We start from the raw sequence: 18,676 nt of genomic DNA on the forward strand, positions 1-18,676 counted from the left end.
CGAGGAGTGCATTATGAAACTGTATTACGCAACGGGAACGTGTTCCCTGTCGCCGCACATCGTGGCCATCGAGGCGGGCATCGCGCTGGAGCTGGAAAGCATTGATATTCGCAAGATTCCACGCGTCACGGAAACGGGCGCGGACTATGCGCAGGTGAATGCGAACCTGTATGTGCCTGCGCTGGCGCTGGACGATGGCACCATCTTGTTGGAAGGCACTGCCATCGTGCAATACCTGGCCGACCTGGCGCCGGACAGCGGCCTGGCGCCGCCGCCGGGTTCGCTGGCGCGCGTGCAACTGCAATCGTGGCTGGGGTTTATTGCCACTGAGCTGCACAAGGTGTTCAGCCCTTGGCTGTTCCACCCGGAATACGGCACGCAGGCGCAGGACGTGGCCCGCTCACGCCTGGCCGCACGCCTCGATTATGTCGAACGGCAACTGGCGGCCAGCGGGCCTTATCTGCTGGGCGAGCGCTATTCCATCGCGGATGCCTATCTGTACACCATCCTCAGCTGGTCAGCGCATACGCAGGTGGACTTGTCGGCCTTCCAGCGAGTGAGGCGCTTGATCGAACGCGTCGGCGAGCGTCCCGCCGTGCGCCAGGCGCTGCGCGAGGAGGCGAGCAGATATTAACAAATCATATTTCCATCATCACAACATGCAATTGGATTGATATGCTGCGATGCGGCATCATTCACCTGTCTCCTCTACTTCCTCACAGGAATTAGATTCAGCCCGCTCCCGCAGCGGGCTTTTTTTTGCCCGTTCTAAAGGTGCAAACCTGCGCACGCTTGCTTGTCATCATCGCCATCGTGTTGCTTTTGTGCATGCTAAACTGGGCCTTCCCCAGACCAAGGTTTCTGATGCTTCAATTATTTCGCCACACGCTGGAGTCCACCCCCATCCTCGCCTTGTTTCTCGTCATCGGCGCCGGTTATGCGCTGGGGCGCATCAGCGTGTTCGGCTTTTCGCTGGGCGTGGGCGGCGTGCTGTTCGCGGGGCTGGCGCTGGGCGCATTTGCTCCCGGTTCCGTGCCGCCGCCCATGGTCGGCTCGATCGGCCTGCTGCTGTTTCTGTATGGCATAGGCGTGCAGTACGGCGTGCAGTTTTTCGCCGGCTTGCGCGGGGCGGGGCAAAAACACAATCTGATCGCCTTTGCCGCCGTCATGGGCGGCCTGGCCGTGTCCGTCTGGGGCGGGCAGTGGATCGATATCTCGCTGCGCATGGCCAGCGGCGTGTTTGCCGGCGCCATGACCAGCACGGCCGCCTTGCAGGCGGCGCTGGAAGCGTCGCACGGCAATGGCGACGCGGCCGTCGGCTATGCGGTCGCGTATCCGTTCGGCGTCGTCGGCCCCATGCTGGGCCTGTACCTGGCCGGGCGCATCCTGAAACCCGTGCTGACGCCGCCGCCGGCGCCCATCGTCGTGTCGGAAATTACCATCGACGAAGCGAAACTGGCGGGCGCGGCCCTGTCCGAACTGGCCGACGGTCCGCTGGCCGGCGTGCAAGTGATCGGCGTGCGCCAGGGTCACCAGAACCGCTTGCCCGATCCCTCGCTGGTGCTCGGCGTGGGCGACGCGCTGATGGTGTCGGGCACGGTGGCGGGCGTGGAAGCGGCGCGCACGGCGCTGGGCCACCTGGACCCGGGCCGGCTGATGAAGGACCGCAGCGCGTTCGACGGCACGGAAGTGTTCGTGTCAGACGCGGAAATCGTCGGCGTGCCCCTGGGCGAGCTGAACCTGGCAAAAGACTTCCCGCTGCAGATCGCCTTCATCCGGCGTGGCGACGCCATGATTTTGCCCCATCCCTTCCTGACCCTGGAATTTGGCGACCGCGTGATGGCCATTGCGCCGGCCAAACATGCGGCCGACGTGCGCAAGCTGTTCGGCAATTCCATCACGGCCACGGCCGAGTTCAGCTATGTGTCGCTGGGCATGGGCATGGTGCTGGGTGTGCTGCTGGGCCTGGTGCCCATCCCCTTGCCGTGGATAGGCTCGTTCAGCCTGGGCCTGGCCGGCGGTCCGCTGGTGATGGCGCTGATCCTGGGACGGCTGGGCAGGGTGGGCAAGATCAGCTGGCGCCTGCCCCTGTCGGCCAACCTGGTCATGCGCAACTATGGCTTGACGATTTTCCTCGCCTCCGTCGGCATGGCGTCCGGTTTGCCTTTCGTGCAGCAGGTGGGCGCCGACGGCTTGCCCATGCTGGCGCTCGGGGCCGTCACGGTGCTGGTGGTGGTGGCCCTCGTGGTGATTTTGGGCAAGGTCTTCCTGCGCCTGCCGTTTCCCGAATTGCTCGGTATCGCGGCCGGCGCCACGGGCAACCCGGCCGTGCTGGTGTTCGCCAACCGACTGGCCAGGTCGGACCGCCCGAACCTCGGCTACGCGATGATTTTCCCCAGCATGACCATCGTCAAGATCGTCGCCGTGCAGGTGTTGCTGCATTTGTATGGCTGATGGCGGCAAGAGTCAATCTCGTGCAGGGCCAAGTTGTTTGTTGGCATTAACAAAGTTGATGCCAAAAGCCAGCAGCAAAGCAGCAGCGGCGAAACCTGCGGCAAGCCAGAGGTTGGCCGAGAGGCCCAGCCTGTCCACGGCTTGACCGCCGGCCCACGCCCCGAGCGCAATGCCGATATTGAAGACTCCCACATACAGCGCGGCGACGATCTCCACGGCCCCGGGCGCCGCCTTCAGCATCAAGGTCATCAGGCCGACCGATACGCCGCCGTAGGCCAGTCCCCAAGCCAGCAAGACCACGCCGCCAGCGATGCTGGAGTCGCCGACAGCCAGAAACAGCAGTGGCGTGAGCAGCAGGCCGCCCGCGATGGCTAGGATGGTTGGCGCTGCGCGCCGCGCCGCAACGCCGCCGGCCAGGAAGTTGCCAATGATGCCCGCGAAGCCATAGGAAAACAGCAGTGTGCCCAGCCATTGCGCATTAAACCCCGATATCGACAGCAGCAGCGGGCGCACGAAGGTAAAGGCCGTGAAATGGCTGGTTACAAGCAACAGGGTCAGGAGCAGCCCCGCCTGCAACTGCCGGTTGTGCAGCTGTTTGCCGAATTGGCGCAAGGTCGTCGAACCGGCAGCGGGCAGGGCGGGAATGACAGCCAGATGCAGCACCAGTACCAGGCCGCTGAACAGCGCCATGGCGCCGAAGGCCCAGCGCCATCCTGCAACGTCGCCGATTTGTGCGCCTAGCGGCACACCCAGCACGGAAGCGGCCGCCACGCCACCGAAGATAATCGACGTTGCCAGGCCGATCGAGCGGGCAGGAACAAGCCGGGACGCCAGACCGCCGGCGATGGCCCGGATTCCGCCCATGCAAAAACCGACGAGAACACGTGCCGCCAGCATCCACGCCATGTTCTGCGCCAGAGCCGAGGCTATGTTTGCGAGCAACAATAGAGTGAGCAAGCCACAGAGAATTGTGCGCCGGTCCAGGTTTCCCGAGACGATCACGACCAGCGGCGCGAACAAGGCCGCCAGCAATGCCGGCAGCGAGATCATCAGCCCGGCGGTTCCGGTGGCGGTGCCCAGGGTGTCAGCGATCGGCGTCAACAGGCCGACCGGCAGCATTTCCGTCGTCACGACCGAAAAGGTGGCCATGCCGACAGCGCTGACCGCCAGCCACGGGTGGCGGACAGCCGTTTCTGCGGCAGCGTAGGGGGACGTACTCATGGTGCATATCCTTCATTTGATCATTCGATAAACGGCTTGTGCCGGTAAAGGCGGCGTCGGACCGCTGCTATGCAGTGGCAGCGGATGCCAAAGGGGATCGATATCGGTCCCTGCATGCGATGCTTGCAGCGGAGACGCGTCCCAGTGATAATACATACATCGCGTATGAATAGTATATATTCATACGCACTGTATGTAAACAATCATACGTTATGTATGTAAGGAGAAAGCAATGGTTCGCCGCACGCGTGTGGAGATGGAAGAAACCCGGGCATCGTTGCTGGCTACCGCCCGCACAGTGTTCAGCGAGCGCGGTTATGCCGATACGTCAATGGACGACCTCACCGCGCAGGCAGGACTGACGCGTGGTGCGCTGTATCATCACTTCGGCGATAAGAAGGGCTTGCTGCTGGCGGTGGTAGAGCAGATCGACGCGGAAATGGATGGTCGCCTGCAAAGCATCTCCGACAGCGCTGGCGATCTGTGGGAAGGCTTTCGCCATCGCTGCCGTGCCTATCTGGAGATGGCCTTGGAGCCGGAAATTCAGCGCATCGTTTTACGCGATGCCAGGGCGGTGCTGGGAGGCGCTTCACCGGACTCGCAGCGTCATTGCCTCGAGTCGATGCAAGGGCTTATCCGCGAGCTGATTCATCAAGGCATCGTGGCCGACACTTGCCCAGAGGCACTGGCTTCGATGATCTACGGCAGTCTCGCAGAAGCGGCGTTCTGGATCGCCGACGGTGACGAAGGCAATGCGCGCTTGATAAAAGGAGTTGCGGCATTGGATTTGCTTCTACGTGGGCTGTTACTAAAGAGGTAATCGTGAAAAGTGGCAATCTCATCAGAAGCGGACCTTTCCGTAGAACCCTTGAGATTAATTTTATTGCAACCATATGAAACCTTGGATGACTGAAGCCAAACCAGTTTCGTTGCTGAATGTAGAGCTTTGCTTTCTCTTGAAGAAAGAGTTCTATTTCGGTCCGGACAGACATGCAGGCGTGGACACGTCAACATGTACACAGTGCCTTCAGCCGCCTTCATTTCCACGGTCTGAACCATCCATGGTACTTACGTCCGAACTTGGCGGACGAGAGAGCGAGTTGGCTGCCTACTATCGGCAGGTGGTGGAATTGGCTATCTGCCATGGAATGAATTTCAATTCGATTCGCCACCACTTCTGGGTGCGGTTGTGGATGTGGAATGGCAGGGGTGAGCTTTGAATGGTTCAATCATTAACACGGAGGAAAAATATGCAAGTCAAGCGTATCGTTGCCAATGTCCCCGTGTCGGATCCGGGCCTGGCGCGGAGGTTTTACGAGGAGGTGCTGGGCCTGAGCCTGCTGATGGACCACGGCTGGATCATGACGTATGGTGCGCAAACCGAGATGAGTGTTCAAGTGAGCTTCGCCAAGCAAGGCGGCTCGAACACGGCCGTGCCAGACCTGTCGATTGAAGTCGATGACGTCGATACCGCATTTGCACGCATGGTTGCCGCAGGGTTTGCCATCGAGTATGGGCTGAGCGATGAGCCCTGGGGCGTCAGGCGCTTTTTCGTGCGCGACCCTTTCGGCAAGCTCATCAATATTCTGTCGCACACATAGACGAGATGCCAACGCCGGCTTCGCGCCGCCAGCGGGCCAATGCCACCCGGAGCCGGCCTGTGTAAAAGGGCTGGCGCGCCTCCCAATCTGTTGTACAATCATTGAGAACGGTCGTGCTTTTTTGTGCGCTGAGCTTCCTTGCGTGCAGGCATCACGGCAACTCATAAGAACAAGGAGACAGACATGGACTTGCATTACACGGCCGGGGAGACGGCGTTCCGCGACACGGTGCGCGCCTTCCTCGACACCCATCTGCCGGCGGACTTGCAACGCAAGGTGCGCCAGCATTTGCGCTTGGTCAAGGACGACTATGTGCGCTGGCACAAGATTGTCGCGCAACAAGGCTGGGCCGCGCCGGCCTGGCCCGTCGAATACGGCGGCACGGGCTGGACGTCCGTGCAGCGCCATATCTGGGAAGACGAGTGCGCGCGCGCCGCCACGCCCCCGATTTTGCCGTTCGGCATCAACATGGTGGCGCCCGTCATCATGGCCTTCGCCAACGCCGAACAAAAGGCATATTATCTGCCGCGCATTTTGAATTGCGACGACTGGTGGTGCCAGGGCTATTCGGAGCCCGGTGCCGGTTCCGACCTCGCCTCGCTGAAAACCACGGCCGAGCGCGACGGCGACCATTACGTCGTCAATGGCCAGAAAACCTGGACCACCCTGGGCCAGCATGCGGACATGATCTTTTGCCTGGTGCGCACGGATAGCACGGTGCGCAAGCAGGAAGGCATCAGTTTCTTGCTGATCGACATGAAAACGCCGGGCATCACCGTGCGCCCCATCATCATGCTCGACGAAGAGCACGAAGTGAACGAAGTCTTTTTTGACAATGTGCGCGTGCCCGTCAGCAATCTGGTCGGCCAGGAAAACAAGGGCTGGACCTACGCCAAGTATCTGCTGGGGCACGAGCGCACGGGCATCGCCGCCGTGGGCCGCTCGAAGCGCGAATTGACTTTCCTCAAGCAGCTGGCCATGCAGCAAACCAAGCGCGGCGCGCCGCTGCTGCACGATCCCGCGTTTGCCGCCAAGGTCGCTACCCTGGAAATCGAATTGATGGCGCTGGAAATGACGGTCTTGCGCGTCATCAGCGAAGAGGGCAAGGGGCCGGGACCGCAGGCGTCGATGCTGAAGGTGCGCGGCTCGGAACTGCAGCAGCAACTGACGGAACTGATGGTCGAAGCCATCGGCCCGCAAGCCTTGCCATTCGACCCGGCATTTCTTGACGGCGGGGCGCCGCACAGCAGCGCTGGCGACGACCTGGCCGCACCGCTGGCCGCGTATTACTTCAATTACCGCAAGACATCGATCTATGGCGGCTCGAATGAAATCCAGAAAAACATCATCACGCAGATGATCCTGGGCCTGTAAGCCAGAAGGAGACGACATGGACTTCCATTTTAATCAGGAACAGCAGCAATTCGCCGACGCGCTCCGGCGCTGGGTCGACAAGGATTACCCGTTTGAGACGCGGCAAACCATCATCCATTCCGCCACCGGTACGTCCGATGCCGCCTGGGCCACTCTGGCCGAGCTGGGCATGACGGCCTTGCCGCTGCCGGCCGCCGCGGGCGGTTTCGACGGCACGGCCGTCGATATGCTGCTGGTGATGCAGGAACTGGGGCGTGGCCTCGTGGTCGAACCGTATTTCGCCACCGTGCTGGGCGCGCGCTTCTTGACCCTGGCGGGCGGCCATGATGCGGTGCTGGAACAGGTCGCCAGCGGCAGCCTGAAGCTCGCGTGCGCGCTCGGTGAACGCCAGTCGCGCCACGACCTGCACGATATCGCCACGACGGCCACGGCCAGCGGCGACGGTTTCGTGCTCGACGGCGAGAAAACCGTCGTCATCCATGGCGCCCAGGCGGATTCCCTGATCGTGTCGGCGCGCAGCGGCGGCGGCCAGGATGAGACGGAGGGCATTTCGCTGTTCCTCGTGCCCGTCGACGCGCCCGGCGTTTCCGTGCGCGATTGCCGCACCATCGACGGCCAGCGCGCCGCCACCGTGACCCTCGTGCAAGTGGTGCTGGGGCATGAGGCGCTGGTCGGACAAAAGGGGCAGTGCTGGCCCGTGCTCGATGCCGCACTCGACTATGGCGCCGCCTTGCTGTGCGCGGAAGCCGTGGGCGCCATGGACGCCATCTTTGCCGCCACGCTCGACTACTTGAAGACGCGCCAGCAGTTTGGCGCACCGATCGGCAAATTCCAGGCCCTGCAGCACCGCATGGCCGACATGTTCATCCACCTGGAGCAAGCCCGTTCGATGGCCATGCTGGCCGCCGCCAAGGCCGATAGCGAGGACGCGTCTGAGCGCCGCCGTACCGTGTCCGCCGCCAAGGCGCGGGTGGGCCTGGCCGCCACCTTTGTCGGCCAGCAAGCCGTGCAATTGCATGGCGGCATGGGCGTGACGGACGAATTGCCCGCCGCCCATCATTTCAAGCGCCTCTCCATGATCGCCCTGACCCTGGGCGACGTGGACCATCACATCGAGCGCTTTATCGCCCAGCCGGGCTTCTTGCCGACGGAGACCGCATGACCGCATCGACCGCTATTGCCCCGAAACACTGGTATTTCGAAGACTTTACGCTAGGCCTGGAAATCGACCTGGGCCAGCGCCACGTGACAGAAAAGGAAATCATCGCCTTCGCCACGGATTTTGACCCGCAGCCGTTTCACGTCGACCATGCTGCGGCGGAAAAGACCATTTTCAAGGGCGTCATCGCCAGCGGCTGGCATACCTGCGGCATGATGATGCGCCTGGTGGTAGATAACCTGCTCAAGCATTCGTCCAGCATGGGCTCGCCCGGCCTGGACAGCATCCGCTGGCTCAAACCCGTGCGCGCGGGCGACACCCTGCAGCTGACCTACCAGGTCAAGGAAGTGCGCCCGTCGACGTCGAAGCCGGACCGCGGCATCGTCATTTCTGTGTGGAGCGTGCGCAACCAGCATGGCGAAGTGGTGACCACCGTCGAAGGCATGGGTATGTTCGGGCGCCGTCCGGCAGGAGAGCACCATGCGTGATATCGCCGGCATCGCCGGTTTCCAGGCATTGGCGGGTCAGCACGTGGCCGTTTCCGACTGGCTCACCATCACCCAGCAGCGCATCGACACCTTTGCCGACGCCACGGACGACCATCAGTGGATCCATGTGGACGCCGAGCGCTGCGCGCGCGAGTCGCCGTACGGCTGCACCGTGGCGCACGGCTTTCTGACCTTGTCCCTGTTGCCCGCCATGCTGCAGGGTGCGCTGCACATGGCCGGCATCCGCATGGCCATCAACTATGGCCTGAACAAAGTGCGCTTCCCCGCGCCCGTGCCCGTCGGCAGCCGCCTGCGCGCGCGGCTCGACATCCTCTCCGTCGAGGATGTGCCGGAAGGGGCGCAAGTGAACTGGGCCGTGACCATGGAGAGGGAAGGCGACACCAAACCCGTGTGCGTGGCGGAATTTCTGATGCGCTGCTATCCCTGAGCGGCAAGCTGAGCCCGCATCGCAGGTCGGCGTAGGTCGGCTTAGCCCGCAGGGCGTAAGCCGACGCAGGTGCGCGCGCCCCTCTTTACTCCCCCTCCGACGCGCAATACCTGTCCCGCCCCGTCTGCTTGGCGCGGTACAGCAGGGCGTCGGCGGCGCGGATCAGGGCGCTGGGGTCCATGCCTTCCGTGGGCATGACGCTGGCCACGCCCAGGCTGACGGTGACGTGCGGGCCGGCGCTCGATCTGGCGTGGGCAATTTCCAGCGCGCGCACTTCGTCGAGGATGCGCTGGGCCACCACTTCGGCGCCGTCGCGCGTTTCCTGCGGCAGCAGGATGATGAATTCCTCGCCGCCGTAGCGCGCCAGCAGGTCGGGCGGGCGCACGGCGCAGCGGCGCAGGGCGGCGCTCACCTGCTGCAGGCACAGGTCGCCCGCCTGGTGGCCATACGTGTCGTTGTAATCCTTGAAGTGGTCGATATCGGCCATGATGAGGGCCATCGGCACGCCGTCGCGCGCGCAGCGCCGCCATTCGCTGTCCATCGTGTCATTGAAGCTGCGCCGGTTGGCCACGCCCGTCAGCGTATCCGTCAGCGACAGCTCGCGCATGGCGTCGGCCTGCCGCTTGATGGTCAGCTGGCTGCGCACGCGGGCCCGCACGACGGCTGCGTTGAACGGTTTCGTGATGAAATCGACGGCGCCCGCTTCCAGCGCCCGCGTCTCGTCCTCGGGCTGGTTCAGGGCCGTGACGAAAATGACGGGAATGGCGCTCAGGATGGCCGATTCGCGCAGCGCATTGCAGACGGCGTAGCCATCCATGCCGGGCATGACGGCGTCGAGCAGGATCAGGTCCGGCAGTTGATTATGCGCAATCTCCAGCGCCTTCTCTCCGCTCAGGGCGAACAGCACGTCGTGTTCCTCGCGCAGCAACTGGTGCAGGATCTGGATGTTTTCCATGGCGTCATCGACGATGAGGATGCGCCCGTTCATGGCAAGGTTGGTCCAGCTCACTTGTTTTCCTCTCGTTTCAGCTGATCGAGCACGAGTTTTTCCGCTTCGGAAAAATTCAGGGTTTCGATCGCGTTGGCCAGCGCCAGGGCCGCTTCCCGGTCTGATTGTTGCAGGGCGGGGTGCAGCGCGTGGAATTGGGCCAGCGCCTTCAGGTTATTGTTGCGGATCAGGACAAGCAAGTCGGCCAGGCCGGCGCGCAGGTCGGGCGGCGCGCTGCCGGGTGCGGCGGGTGCAGGCTTCCCGCGCCGCAGGGGCGAGGGCAGGGTGCGCGCCGCCTCGATGACTTCGGCCATCGCCAGTTCCAGCTGTCCCAGCAAGGCGGGTGTCGCGTGCGATTGCGCCGTTTTCAGCGTTTTTTCCGCCTCGCCTGCCAGGTTGGCGACGTGGGCGGCGCCCAGGTTGGCCGCCACGCCGCACACGCGGTGCAGCAGTTGCGCCGCCTGCCGCGTCTGGCCGGCGGCCAGCAGGCGCCGCGTGTCCTCGACGGCGTCGCCTTGCGAATTTTCAAAGCGCTTGAGCAGGGCCAGGAAGGCGCCGTAGTCGCCGCCGAAGCGGTGCAGGGCCGCCGCCAGGTCGATGCCGGGCACCGTGGCCGGCACATCGGCCATCCACGCGACGGCGTTCGCGGCCGGCATGGCGCTGCCGCCAGTGCCCGCACCCGGCGGCGCCGGCACCAGCCGGGTCAGGGTCTCGATCATGTCGTCGACATCGATCGGTTTGGCCACATGCGCATTCATGCCGCTGGCGATGGCGCGCAGACGGTCCTCGTCCATGGCATTGGCCGTCATGGCGACGATGGGCAGGTCCGGCAAGCCCAGCGCGCGGATGGCCAGGGTGGCGTCGTAGCCGTTCATGACGGGCATCTGCAAATCCATCAGCACCACGTCCCAGGCGTCCGGCGTGCTGGCAAGCAAGTCGACGGCCAGCCTGCCGTTGGCGGCCACGGCCACGCGCGCGCCCGAGTGCAGCAGGATGTACTGCGCCACTTCCTGGTTGATTTCATTGTCTTCCACCAGCAGGACGCGCATGCCTTCCAGCAAGCCCGACAAGGGCGTGGAAACGGGCAGCGCGGAAGGCGCGCTGCGGCCTTCGCGCACGGCCGTCACGGCCGCCAGCAGGCGTGCCGGGGTGGCCGGTTTCGAGACGATGCCGGCCAGCATCAGGCTGTCGGCCAGGCGTTCGAGGTTTTCGCTGTCCTGGTCGGCCACCAGCATGATCACGGGCGGCAGCGCCAGGTGTTCGTCGGCGCGCGCCTCGGTGAGCATGGAAATGCCATCCATGCTTGGCATGGCCGCGTCGAGCAGCACCAGGTCTGCCGGCGGCAAGCCGTCCGGGCCACCGGCCTGGCGCAGCAAGGCCAGGCCGGCCGCGCCGCTGTCGGCGCTGCGGCTGTGCCAGCCCTGCGCCGCGCACCAGTCTTCCAGCATGGCGCGCACGCTGGCGTTGTCGTCGATGATCAGCAGCGACAGGGCCCTGGGCGCGCCCTTGCGGCGCGGCTCGTGCGGCGCCGCCGCCTTGCCGAAGCGGCAGCGGAAGCGGAAGTCGGAACCCTGGCCCAGCGCGCTTTTCACGCTGAGCTGGCCGCCCATCAATTCCACCATGCGCCGGCAAATGGCCAGCCCCAGTCCCGTGCCGCCGTATTTGCGGCTGGTGCCGCTGTCGCCCTGGGAAAACGCGTCGAAGATGCGTTCCTGCTCGGCCGCGCCGATGCCGATGCCCGTGTCGCGCACGGAAAACTCCAGGGTCACGCTGGCCGCGTCCTCGGCCGCCATGTCGATGGCCAGCACCACTTCGCCATGCGAAGTGAATTTGACGGCGTTGCCCACCAGGTTGATCAGGATCTGTTCCACGCGCAGGGCGTCGCCGATCAGTTCATCGGGCACGCCCGGGTCGAGCACGAACACGGGCTCCACGCCGCGCGCCCAGGCGCTGCTGGCCAGCAGCACGCCGACGCTGCCGAGCATGCGTTCGAGCTGGAAGCGGCGCTGTTCCAGCACCATCTGTCCCGCCTCGATCTTGGAAAAATCGAGCACATCGTTGACGATATGGAGCAGCGACTGCGTGGCCATCTGGATCTTGCCGACGTAGCTGCGCTCGCGCCGTTCCAGCGGCGACTCTTCCAGCAGGCGCGCCAGGCCGATGATGGCGTTCATCGGCGTGCGGATTTCATGGCTCATGTTGGCGACGAATTCGCTCTTCGCCGTGCTGGCCGCCTCGGCCTTGTCGCGCGCGCGCACCATCTGCTCGTTGAGTTCGTGCAGGCGCAATTCCGTGCGCTTGAGCTCGGAGACGTCCGAGGCCAGCACGAAGAAGCCGCGCACGCCGCCGCTGTCGTCGACGTCGGGGATGTAATTGGTCCACGTATGGCATACCTGTCCCGTGGGGTCGAGCAGGTCGCGCTCGAAGCTTTGCGGCCGGCCCGCCAGCACGCCCTCGACGTGGGGCGCATACACGTCGAACAGTTCCTGTCCCAGCAATTCGCTCATGTGGATGCCGGCCAGTTCGGCGCTGCTGCGGCCAAACCATTCATTATAGAAATTATTTGCGAATCGGCAACGCAAGTCGGCACCCCAGTACGACACCATGCCGGGCAGGTTGTCGGTGACGGTGCGGATGAAGCGCTCGCTCTGTTCCAGGCGCAAGGTGGTGGCGTGCAGCACCTCGGTGGCGCGCTTGCGTTCCGTGATGTCGATCGACACCCCCAGCACGTGGCTGGCGCGCCCCGCGTCGTCGCGCAGCACCACCTTGCGCGTGGTGAAGTGGCGCGTGGTGCCGTCGGCCGTGTTGATCGGCTCCTGTTCGATTTCCACCATCTGCCCCGTGGCCAGCAGCTTGCGGTCGGCGCTGACGAAGGCGGCCGCCTGCGGCGGCGGGAAGAAGTCGTGGTCGGTCTTGCCCAGCAATTGCTCGCGCGAGCGTCCCAGGGTCAGTTCCGCGTGGCGGTTGACCATTTCAAAGCTCAGCTTGTCGGCGCGCTTGACGAAGACCATGGCCGGGATGTTTTCGATAATGGTGCCGAACAGGTGTTTCGAGCGGCGGAATTCCGCTTCGCTGCGCTTGCGCTCGCTAATGTCGAGCCACAGGCCCGACACGCCCAGCAACTGCTGCTCGGGGCCGAAAATCGGGTGATACGAGACGATCCAGTGACTCAGCTGCTCGCGCTGCCGCCCGCCATGACCCTGCAATTCGAGGTCGACGATGGGCGATCCCGTCTCGAGCACCTGGCGCACGCAGCGTTCCACCTCCATGCGCACGGCGTCGTCGAACAGCATGGCGCCCACGGGACGGCCCAGATGCTGCGCCACGCTGGCCCCGTGGATGGCGGCCAGGTACTGGTTGATCATGACGACGCGCAAGTCCAGTCCCACGAACAGCATGCCGATGGGAGCCGTCGCGTAGACGGTTTCCAGCAGGCGCGTGGATTTTTCCAGGGCCAGGGTGCGCTCGCTCACCAGGCTTTCGAGCTGTGTGCGGTGGCGCCGCAAGTCGCGTTCCAGCGCGCCCAGCGCGGCTGCCATGTCGGCCGATTCGCGGTCCGTGTGCCGGTGCGAGAGCAGGGGCTTGCCTTGCGCCAGCGCATGGATCTGCACGGTCAGTTCCTGCAGGGTGCTGGCCAGGCGGCCGCCCACGCGCCAGGCCAGGGCAAAGCCGGCGCCCAGCAGCAGGGCCAGGATGAGGGAACCCGTGACGACGGAGCGCAGCAGGGCTTCGGCCACCGTGCTGGTGCGGATGGTGACGGCCACCGTCCAGGCGTCGTCCGGCGCGCGGCGAAAGCCCGTATACACGTCGATGCCTTCCAGGGTGGCGTGGCGCAGCACGCCTTCGCGCTGCTGGCGTATCTGCTCCAGCAGGGGGGCCGGGCTGCGCTGGCCCACATAGCGCTGCGGCGCCAAGGTGCGCGCCACGTTGATGCCGTCGGCGTTGACGATGGCCGCGCCCAGGTAGGCCGGCAGGTGCAGCTCGCGCAGCAGCAAGGGCAGGTAGTCGGGCGGGTACAGCGCCGTCAGCACATAGGCGGGTCCCTTGTTACGCGGCAAGCGTTGGTTCAGGGCCAGCCGCGGCACCTCGTCCGGCGACGTCAGCAAACTGGTCAGCCGTGGCTTGCCGTAGTCGCGCGCGCGGTCCATGCTGGCGGCCCATTTTTGCGGCAAAGGGGGCGGTGTCTGGCCGGCGGGCAGCGATGTATTGATGAGCTGGCGTCCCTTGGCGTCGGAGACGATGAAGGCGCTGACGGCCAGGCCCGGCTGCAGCAGGCTGCCGGCCAGCGTGCGCAGGGCGCCGATATCGTCGTCTTGCAGGGCGGGCGAGGCGGCCAGCAGGCTTGCGGCCATCTGGGCGCCGCTCAAGTCGCGTTCGATGGCGGCGGAGACGGCGCGCGCCGCCTGTGCCGTTTCGCTGACGACATGGTCGCGTTCGCGCGTGTAGCTTTGCGCCACGAGCAGGAGAAACACGAGGGCCGTCGGAATGACCCAGGCGAGCACCAGCCATGAAATTCTTGAGCGTATCGAAGGCAAATCTTGCACCCGGAAAGCTCCCAGAATGGATGAGTCGACAGGCAGGCTCACGCTGGCGCTGGCTGACCTTGAATGAAAAGATGCTAGACGAAATTGATTGTTCTGACAAGCCTAGTTTCTTGGATGGAAAAAAGGTTGCGCAAGGCATACAGAAGGGAGGTGACGCCCCTCCCGCCGTGGCGGCGGGAGGGCAGGGAAACTTAGGGGACCACGGTCAGCACGTCGACATCGATTTCCGGGCTTTCCATGAAATCCTTTTCCACTTCGCCGCGAATTTCCACCCGGGTCCTGGCGTCGATCTTGCGGTTCATGAAGACCTTGTCGTCGATGTCCACGCGGATTTCCGCCGTGCCGTCGGAAAACGTGTATTTCTCGTTGCCCACTTTGCGCAGCAGGTTGCCGCGCAGCACGACGGCCTGGTCGTCGACGGGATTTTTCAGGATGGCGGCCACATTGCCGGGCGCGGCCGGGCCGGCCGACGGCCCCACGTATTGGGCGTGCGCGCCGCCGGCCAGCAAGGCGCAGGCGGCGGCCAGGGAGACGATGAGTTGGCGGTGCAGGGACATGGTATTCCTTCGATAGTGAGTGGCGGCTCAGAAAAAGACGGCGGTGCGGGGGATGATAGCACCGGTATTGCCATAGGGCATGTTCGCCCGGACGCTGCCCGTGCTGGCCACGCCATCGTCGAGTTTGCTGTCGATCTGCTCGGCGTAGCCTTCGGGCAGGTTGTCGAAACGAATGCCGTTGCCGGCCCGACCGCCCACTTCATCGTTGTACAGGTAGACGGCGCCGCCCTGGGCGCTGGTCATGAATTGCGAGGTGCCGTTGAACGAGCCGGTAATGAAGCCGCCCAGTGCCAGGTGCTGCGGCGCCAGCGTGAATTCGCGCGGCTGGCCGTCGCCGATCTGGCCGTCGCCATTGCCGTTGCCGGCCGAATTGGGTACGTGCACGGTGCCCTGGATATCGTCGCCGGGCAGGGCGCGGAACTTGTCCTGGTAGGCGTTGACGGCGGCCGTCAGCGCATTCGACTGCTGGATGATGTTTTTCACCTTGGCGCTGTCGATCAAGCCTTGTCCCTTGAGCACGCCGCCGAGCAGCAAGCCGATGATGACCAAGACGATGGCGATTTCTACGAGCGTAAAGCCGTGCTGGCGGCGTGGGAGCATGGGATTTCCTTGGAAAAAGTGCTGGTGCTTGGGATGGCAGTTTACTGCAAATGGCGCCGCGCGCGCACGGCATGTCGGACGGCCGCTCATGGCGCCGCCTTTTTCTTGTCGGCCAGTGCATCGAGCTTGCGCGCGAGAAAAGCGAGTTCGTGCGGGTCGCTGATCTGGCCGCTGGCGATCAGGCCGCCGATCACCAGGCGGGCACTGTCGAGCTGGTCCATGTCTTCCAGGATGAACGCTTCCATTTCGCGCACCCAGGCTGGCACTTGCGGCCCCGTCGCCAGCCGGCGCAGGTCGCGTGCATAGGCGAGCGCCAGCGGCAGGTCGTGCAACTGGTGTTTGGCCACCAGCGCCGCCTGCGCCATGGCGGGCCAGCGGTGCTGCGGGTCGGCGGCGAAGCTGGCGGCGACAAAATCGAGCATGCGCCGCGCGCGCTGCGGATCGGCCACGCCCGCGTACACTTCGCTGGCGGCCACCAGCGCGTAGCGGCTGCGCGGGTCGAGTGTTTGCGCCGTCTCCAGCCAGCCGGCCAGGCGGTCATAGTCGAGCTTGCGCCACGGCAGGCTGACGCCGGGCTGGTCTTCGAACGATTGCAGGTACAGCAGCATGGCCTTGGCCATGGCCAGCGGCTCGCCCAGGCTGGCCAGGCGTGCCACGGCTGCCGACGGCGCGGCAGGCAGGGGCCGCGCCTGTGGCGGTGCCTGCTGCTGCGCCAGGCGCCAGCCCAGCTGCAGCAGCAAGCAGGCCGCCAGCAGCCAGCACAGGGGGCGCGGCACGCTCGACCACGGACGCTGGGCGGCGGCCATCAGATGTTCCTGCGGTAAAAGTCGCACAGCGCGCAACTGGCCAGCAAGGCCACATAGATGGCCGTTTGCGCCGCCACATTGGCCAGGGCTTGCCAGTCGCCGGTGGCGTATAGCAGCCACTCCGTGCGCGCAAAGGCGTCGAGGCGGGGCAAGAGCAGGGCCAGCACGTCGATGGCGCCTGCCGTGGCCCGTTGCACCAGGGAGTCGCCCGCCTGCGGGCCGTGCGCGAGTAGCTGCAGGCTGCCCAGCATGCGCGCCAGCACATAGAAAGCGCTAGTCGCGGCCAGCGCGGGCAGGGCCTGCTGCAGGCTGGCCGCGCACAGCAGGCTGAAGGCGGCGACGATCCACAATTCTCCCAGCAAGGACAGCGCCCACAGCGCGCTTTGCGCGGGCGCGGCGAACAGCGCCATCAGCAAGCCGAATAGCACGGCGGGCGCTGCCGCCAGCGCCCCGTAGCCCAGCAATTTGCCCAGCAGGTAGGCTGCGCGCGGCATGGGCAAGGCCAGCAGCAGCTCGAGGGCCCGGTCGGCCGCTTCGCGCGCCATGCTGGTGATGATGAACGTGGCCAGCAGGAAGACGCTGGCCAGGCGCAAGGCGGCCGCGAGCAGCGCCGCCTGCACGGCGCCGCTTTCCGTCAGCGCCAGTTGCTGCAGGAAGCCGGCCAGGCCGGCGGCGGCGCAGGCGGCCAGCACGAACAGCCACGGCAGGCGGCTGCGCAGCGCTTCGAGCAGCGTGTAGCGGGCGATGGTGAGGGCGGGCCAGAGCATCGGCATCAGCGGGGCAGCCTTTGCGCCGCCACCATGCGGTTGAACAGGATGTTCGGCGACAGCCAGACGACGATATCGTCGAATTCGCCGCCGGGCTGCTGCGGGCCGCTGGCGGCGCGGCTGATGACAGTGGTGGCGTTCGATGCATTGTTGCGCTCGTCGACATTGTTGCCGAAAGGAACAGCCTGGCGCTGGCCCTGCACGCCCGTGGCGCCAAAGCCGTTCTTGCCGTGGGACATGATCATGGCGGGGATGTCCCTTAATGCCGTCGCCTGCAGCAGCGCGCCGCCATTGCGCGTGACGATGCTGATGTCGCGCGGCGTGCCCAGGTTGAATTGCTGCTCGCTGTCGCTGAAGGCGGGCGTCACGCTGTAGCGGAACAGATTGTTCCAGCTGTCGCCTTGGCGCAGCCCCAGGGTGGCCCAGGGCAGGAAGCCCGCACGTTTTTCGCCCGTGCAGCGGGCGCCGCGCCGGTCTTCCAGGCCATTGCCGGCGGAGATGGCGGGACACGGCAGGTAGCCGTAGCGCAGCGCGTAGCCCGTCAGCGCTTCCTTCGCTTCATTGAGCGCCTGTTGCGTCTCGGCCACCTTGCGCTGTTCCAGCTGCACCGTCAAGGGCGTGACCAGGCCGCCGATCATCAGGCCGACGATGACGAGCACGATGGCGATCTCGATCAGGGAAAAGCCGCCCTGGCGGCGCGCATGGAGGGCGCTCATGGCAGGTTGCGCGCGGCGCGCATGCGTTGATACAGGGTGGGCAAGGTAATCCAGGTGAGCATGTCGTCAAAGGCGCCACCGGGCGGCGTGGCAAGCTCGGTGGCGGGGCGGTTAATGAAGCGGCGGCTGGCGCCGTCGTTGGCGGCTTCGTCGATATTGCCGCGTGCCGTATTGATCTGCGGTACGCCGCTGGCGGCCGTGCCGTAGTGATTCTTGCCTTGCGAGAACAGCACGGCGGGCAGGCATTGCGCGCTGACGTCGCACTGGTCCTGGCCCGCCACGAAGGCGAATGCGCCGCGCCCGTCGCGCGTGAGCACGACTCTGTTGGCGACAGCGGAAAACGAGACGATGGGGGCGCGCGCCATTTCCGGCGTGACGCTGTAGCGCAGCAGCTTGCCCCAGGCGTCGACGCCGTCCACGCCCAGCGCCACCCACGGCAAAAAGCCGCTGCACTCGGCGTCGCCGGCGCAGTCGGCGGGGCGCTCGCGCCCGTCGAGGGCGGACGCGGCAGGGCGGGGCAGGCGGCCATTGGCCGCCGCAAAGCCCAGCAAGGCGTCGCGCGCCTGCGCCAGGGTGGCCAGGGTGCGCTGCTGGCGTTCGGCCTCGCCCGTGTTGCGCCCGAAGGCGCCGATCAGCAGGCTGGCCGCGCCCAGGCCCAGCACGGCCACCAGCAGCAACAGGGCGGCGCCGCGCTGGCGACGGGGTTGGCGATGCGCCTGGCGCGGCGTCATGGCTGCGCCTCGGTGACCGTGCCGCTGGCCGGGTCGTAGCGCTGGCCGGGCTTCAGCAGCACCACCTGGCCGTTCGACAGGCGCAAGGTCAGGGCGCCGGGCGTGCCGGACTTCTCGCGCGCAAGGCGGTTGTGCGGTTCGTTTTGCGTTTCCTGGTTCAGCCAGACGGTAGAGCGGCCGCTGCTGCGCTGTACCACGCCATTCAATTCCACGGGCGGGGCC

General features: G+C 65.3%; 18 protein-coding genes. 8 read left to right on the plus strand and 10 right to left on the minus strand.

What is annotated here, in order from left to right:
• Positions 1 to 13 precede the first annotated feature (13 nt).
• Together gstA and CSQ95_RS24880 are read left to right on the plus strand one after the other, a co-directional pair.
• A complete protein-coding gene (gstA, locus tag CSQ95_RS24875) occupies positions 14 to 634 on the plus strand; it encodes a glutathione transferase GstA (protein WP_099411432.1) in 621 nt (206 codons plus the stop codon).
• A 230-nt stretch (positions 635 to 864) separates the two neighbouring features.
• Entirely contained in the window at positions 865 to 2,454 is a 1,590-nt protein-coding gene (locus CSQ95_RS24880; RefSeq protein ID WP_099411433.1) for an aspartate:alanine exchanger family transporter, read from the plus strand.
• 12 nt (positions 2,455 to 2,466) lie between these two features.
• Here CSQ95_RS24880 and CSQ95_RS24885 read toward each other — a convergent pair whose 3' ends face one another.
• Positions 2,467 to 3,675 carry an MFS transporter gene (locus tag CSQ95_RS24885; protein ID WP_099411434.1) on the minus strand — a complete coding sequence of 403 codons (1,209 nt, stop codon included), beginning with the start codon at positions 3,673 to 3,675 and terminating at the stop codon, positions 2,467 to 2,469.
• A gap of 232 nt (positions 3,676 to 3,907) precedes the next feature.
• On the opposite strand from CSQ95_RS24885, the gene CSQ95_RS24890 reads away from it, so the two are divergent.
• The 6 genes from CSQ95_RS24890 to CSQ95_RS24915 all read left to right on the plus strand — a co-directional run bounded on the left by CSQ95_RS24890 (position 3,908) and on the right by CSQ95_RS24915 (position 8,745).
• Complete coding sequence (locus CSQ95_RS24890) at positions 3,908 to 4,495, plus strand: TetR/AcrR family transcriptional regulator (RefSeq protein WP_070222914.1); 588 nt, start codon at positions 3,908 to 3,910, stop codon at positions 4,493 to 4,495.
• Positions 4,496 to 4,925: 430 nt separating this feature from the next.
• Positions 4,926 to 5,276, plus strand: a complete 351-nt coding sequence (locus CSQ95_RS24895) for a VOC family protein (RefSeq protein WP_099411435.1) — start codon at positions 4,926 to 4,928, stop codon at positions 5,274 to 5,276.
• A gap of 183 nt (positions 5,277 to 5,459) precedes the next feature.
• A complete protein-coding gene (locus CSQ95_RS24900; RefSeq protein WP_099411436.1) occupies positions 5,460 to 6,650 on the plus strand; it encodes an acyl-CoA dehydrogenase family protein in 1,191 nt (396 codons plus the stop codon).
• A 16-nt stretch (positions 6,651 to 6,666) separates the two neighbouring features.
• Positions 6,667 to 7,812 (plus strand): acyl-CoA dehydrogenase family protein, encoded by a 1,146-nt coding sequence (locus CSQ95_RS24905; RefSeq protein ID WP_099411437.1) that lies wholly within the window; start codon positions 6,667 to 6,669, stop codon positions 7,810 to 7,812.
• Positions 7,809 to 8,297: a MaoC family dehydratase gene (locus CSQ95_RS24910; protein ID WP_099411438.1), complete on the plus strand. Its 489-nt coding sequence runs from the start codon at positions 7,809 to 7,811 to the stop codon at positions 8,295 to 8,297. Before CSQ95_RS24905 ends, CSQ95_RS24910 begins: the two co-directional genes overlap by 4 nt.
• A complete protein-coding gene (locus CSQ95_RS24915) occupies positions 8,290 to 8,745 on the plus strand; it encodes a MaoC family dehydratase (protein ID WP_099411439.1) in 456 nt (151 codons plus the stop codon). Before CSQ95_RS24910 ends, CSQ95_RS24915 begins: the two co-directional genes overlap by 8 nt.
• Before the next feature lie 85 nt (positions 8,746 to 8,830).
• Here the strand turns inward: CSQ95_RS24915 and CSQ95_RS24920 are convergent, their stop codons facing one another.
• The 9 genes from CSQ95_RS24920 to CSQ95_RS29760 all read right to left on the minus strand — a co-directional run.
• Positions 8,831 to 9,754 carry a diguanylate cyclase domain-containing protein gene (locus CSQ95_RS24920; protein ID WP_099411440.1) on the minus strand — a complete coding sequence of 308 codons (924 nt, stop codon included), beginning with the start codon at positions 9,752 to 9,754 and terminating at the stop codon, positions 8,831 to 8,833.
• Complete coding sequence (locus tag CSQ95_RS24925; protein ID WP_257218211.1) at positions 9,751 to 14,235, minus strand: PAS domain-containing protein; 4,485 nt, start codon at positions 14,233 to 14,235, stop codon at positions 9,751 to 9,753. Before CSQ95_RS24925 ends, CSQ95_RS24920 begins: the two co-directional genes overlap by 4 nt.
• A 233-nt stretch (positions 14,236 to 14,468) precedes the next feature.
• Positions 14,469 to 14,834 (minus strand): YgiW/YdeI family stress tolerance OB fold protein, encoded by a 366-nt coding sequence (locus CSQ95_RS24930; protein ID WP_099411442.1) that lies wholly within the window; start codon positions 14,832 to 14,834, stop codon positions 14,469 to 14,471.
• 27 nt (positions 14,835 to 14,861) lie between these two features.
• Positions 14,862 to 15,434 carry a prepilin-type N-terminal cleavage/methylation domain-containing protein gene (locus CSQ95_RS24935; protein WP_070291219.1) on the minus strand — a complete coding sequence of 191 codons (573 nt, stop codon included), beginning with the start codon at positions 15,432 to 15,434 and terminating at the stop codon, positions 14,862 to 14,864.
• A gap of 86 nt (positions 15,435 to 15,520) precedes the next feature.
• Complete coding sequence (locus tag CSQ95_RS24940; RefSeq protein WP_099411443.1) at positions 15,521 to 16,240, minus strand: hypothetical protein; 720 nt, start codon at positions 16,238 to 16,240, stop codon at positions 15,521 to 15,523.
• On the minus strand, positions 16,240 to 17,013 hold the full coding sequence (locus tag CSQ95_RS24945; RefSeq protein ID WP_180279152.1) for an ABC transporter permease: 774 nt from the start codon (positions 17,011 to 17,013) through the stop codon (positions 16,240 to 16,242). The genes CSQ95_RS24940 and CSQ95_RS24945 overlap by 1 nt, the downstream gene beginning before the upstream one ends.
• A complete protein-coding gene (locus CSQ95_RS24950; protein ID WP_099411444.1) occupies positions 17,013 to 17,723 on the minus strand; it encodes a type II secretion system protein in 711 nt (236 codons plus the stop codon). The genes CSQ95_RS24945 and CSQ95_RS24950 overlap by 1 nt, the downstream gene beginning before the upstream one ends.
• Positions 17,720 to 18,454 (minus strand): hypothetical protein, encoded by a 735-nt coding sequence (locus CSQ95_RS24955; RefSeq protein WP_099411445.1) that lies wholly within the window; start codon positions 18,452 to 18,454, stop codon positions 17,720 to 17,722. Before CSQ95_RS24955 ends, CSQ95_RS24950 begins: the two co-directional genes overlap by 4 nt.
• Positions 18,451 to 18,676 (minus strand): hypothetical protein (locus CSQ95_RS29760; protein WP_180279153.1); only part of this gene is annotated, 226 nt, incomplete at its 5' end. The genes CSQ95_RS29760 and CSQ95_RS24955, both read right to left, overlap by 4 nt.

Source organism: Janthinobacterium sp. BJB304 (assembly GCF_002735765.1).
Classification (GTDB): Bacteria; Pseudomonadota; Gammaproteobacteria; order Burkholderiales; family Burkholderiaceae_D; genus Janthinobacterium.

Coding starts and splice junctions, on each gene's coding strand:
- gstA (WP_099411432.1), top strand. CDS start 14: ATGAAACTGTATTACGCAACGGGAACGTGTTCCCTGTCGCCGCACATC.
- CSQ95_RS24880 (WP_099411433.1), top strand. CDS start 865: ATGCTTCAATTATTTCGCCACACGCTGGAGTCCACCCCCATCCTCGCC.
- CSQ95_RS24885 (WP_099411434.1), bottom strand. CDS start 3,675: ATGAGTACGTCCCCCTACGCTGCCGCAGAAACGGCTGTCCGCCACCCG.
- CSQ95_RS24890 (WP_070222914.1), top strand. CDS start 3,908: ATGGTTCGCCGCACGCGTGTGGAGATGGAAGAAACCCGGGCATCGTTG.
- CSQ95_RS24895 (WP_099411435.1), top strand. CDS start 4,926: ATGCAAGTCAAGCGTATCGTTGCCAATGTCCCCGTGTCGGATCCGGGC.
- CSQ95_RS24900 (WP_099411436.1), top strand. CDS start 5,460: ATGGACTTGCATTACACGGCCGGGGAGACGGCGTTCCGCGACACGGTG.
- CSQ95_RS24905 (WP_099411437.1), top strand. CDS start 6,667: ATGGACTTCCATTTTAATCAGGAACAGCAGCAATTCGCCGACGCGCTC.
- CSQ95_RS24910 (WP_099411438.1), top strand. CDS start 7,809: ATGACCGCATCGACCGCTATTGCCCCGAAACACTGGTATTTCGAAGAC.
- CSQ95_RS24915 (WP_099411439.1), top strand. CDS start 8,290: ATGCGTGATATCGCCGGCATCGCCGGTTTCCAGGCATTGGCGGGTCAG.
- CSQ95_RS24930 (WP_099411442.1), bottom strand. CDS start 14,834: ATGTCCCTGCACCGCCAACTCATCGTCTCCCTGGCCGCCGCCTGCGCC.
- CSQ95_RS24935 (WP_070291219.1), bottom strand. CDS start 15,434: ATGCTCCCACGCCGCCAGCACGGCTTTACGCTCGTAGAAATCGCCATC.
- CSQ95_RS24940 (WP_099411443.1), bottom strand. CDS start 16,240: ATGGCCGCCGCCCAGCGTCCGTGGTCGAGCGTGCCGCGCCCCCTGTGC.
- CSQ95_RS24945 (WP_180279152.1), bottom strand. CDS start 17,013: ATGCCGATGCTCTGGCCCGCCCTCACCATCGCCCGCTACACGCTGCTC.
- CSQ95_RS24950 (WP_099411444.1), bottom strand. CDS start 17,723: ATGAGCGCCCTCCATGCGCGCCGCCAGGGCGGCTTTTCCCTGATCGAG.
- CSQ95_RS24955 (WP_099411445.1), bottom strand. CDS start 18,454: ATGACGCCGCGCCAGGCGCATCGCCAACCCCGTCGCCAGCGCGGCGCC.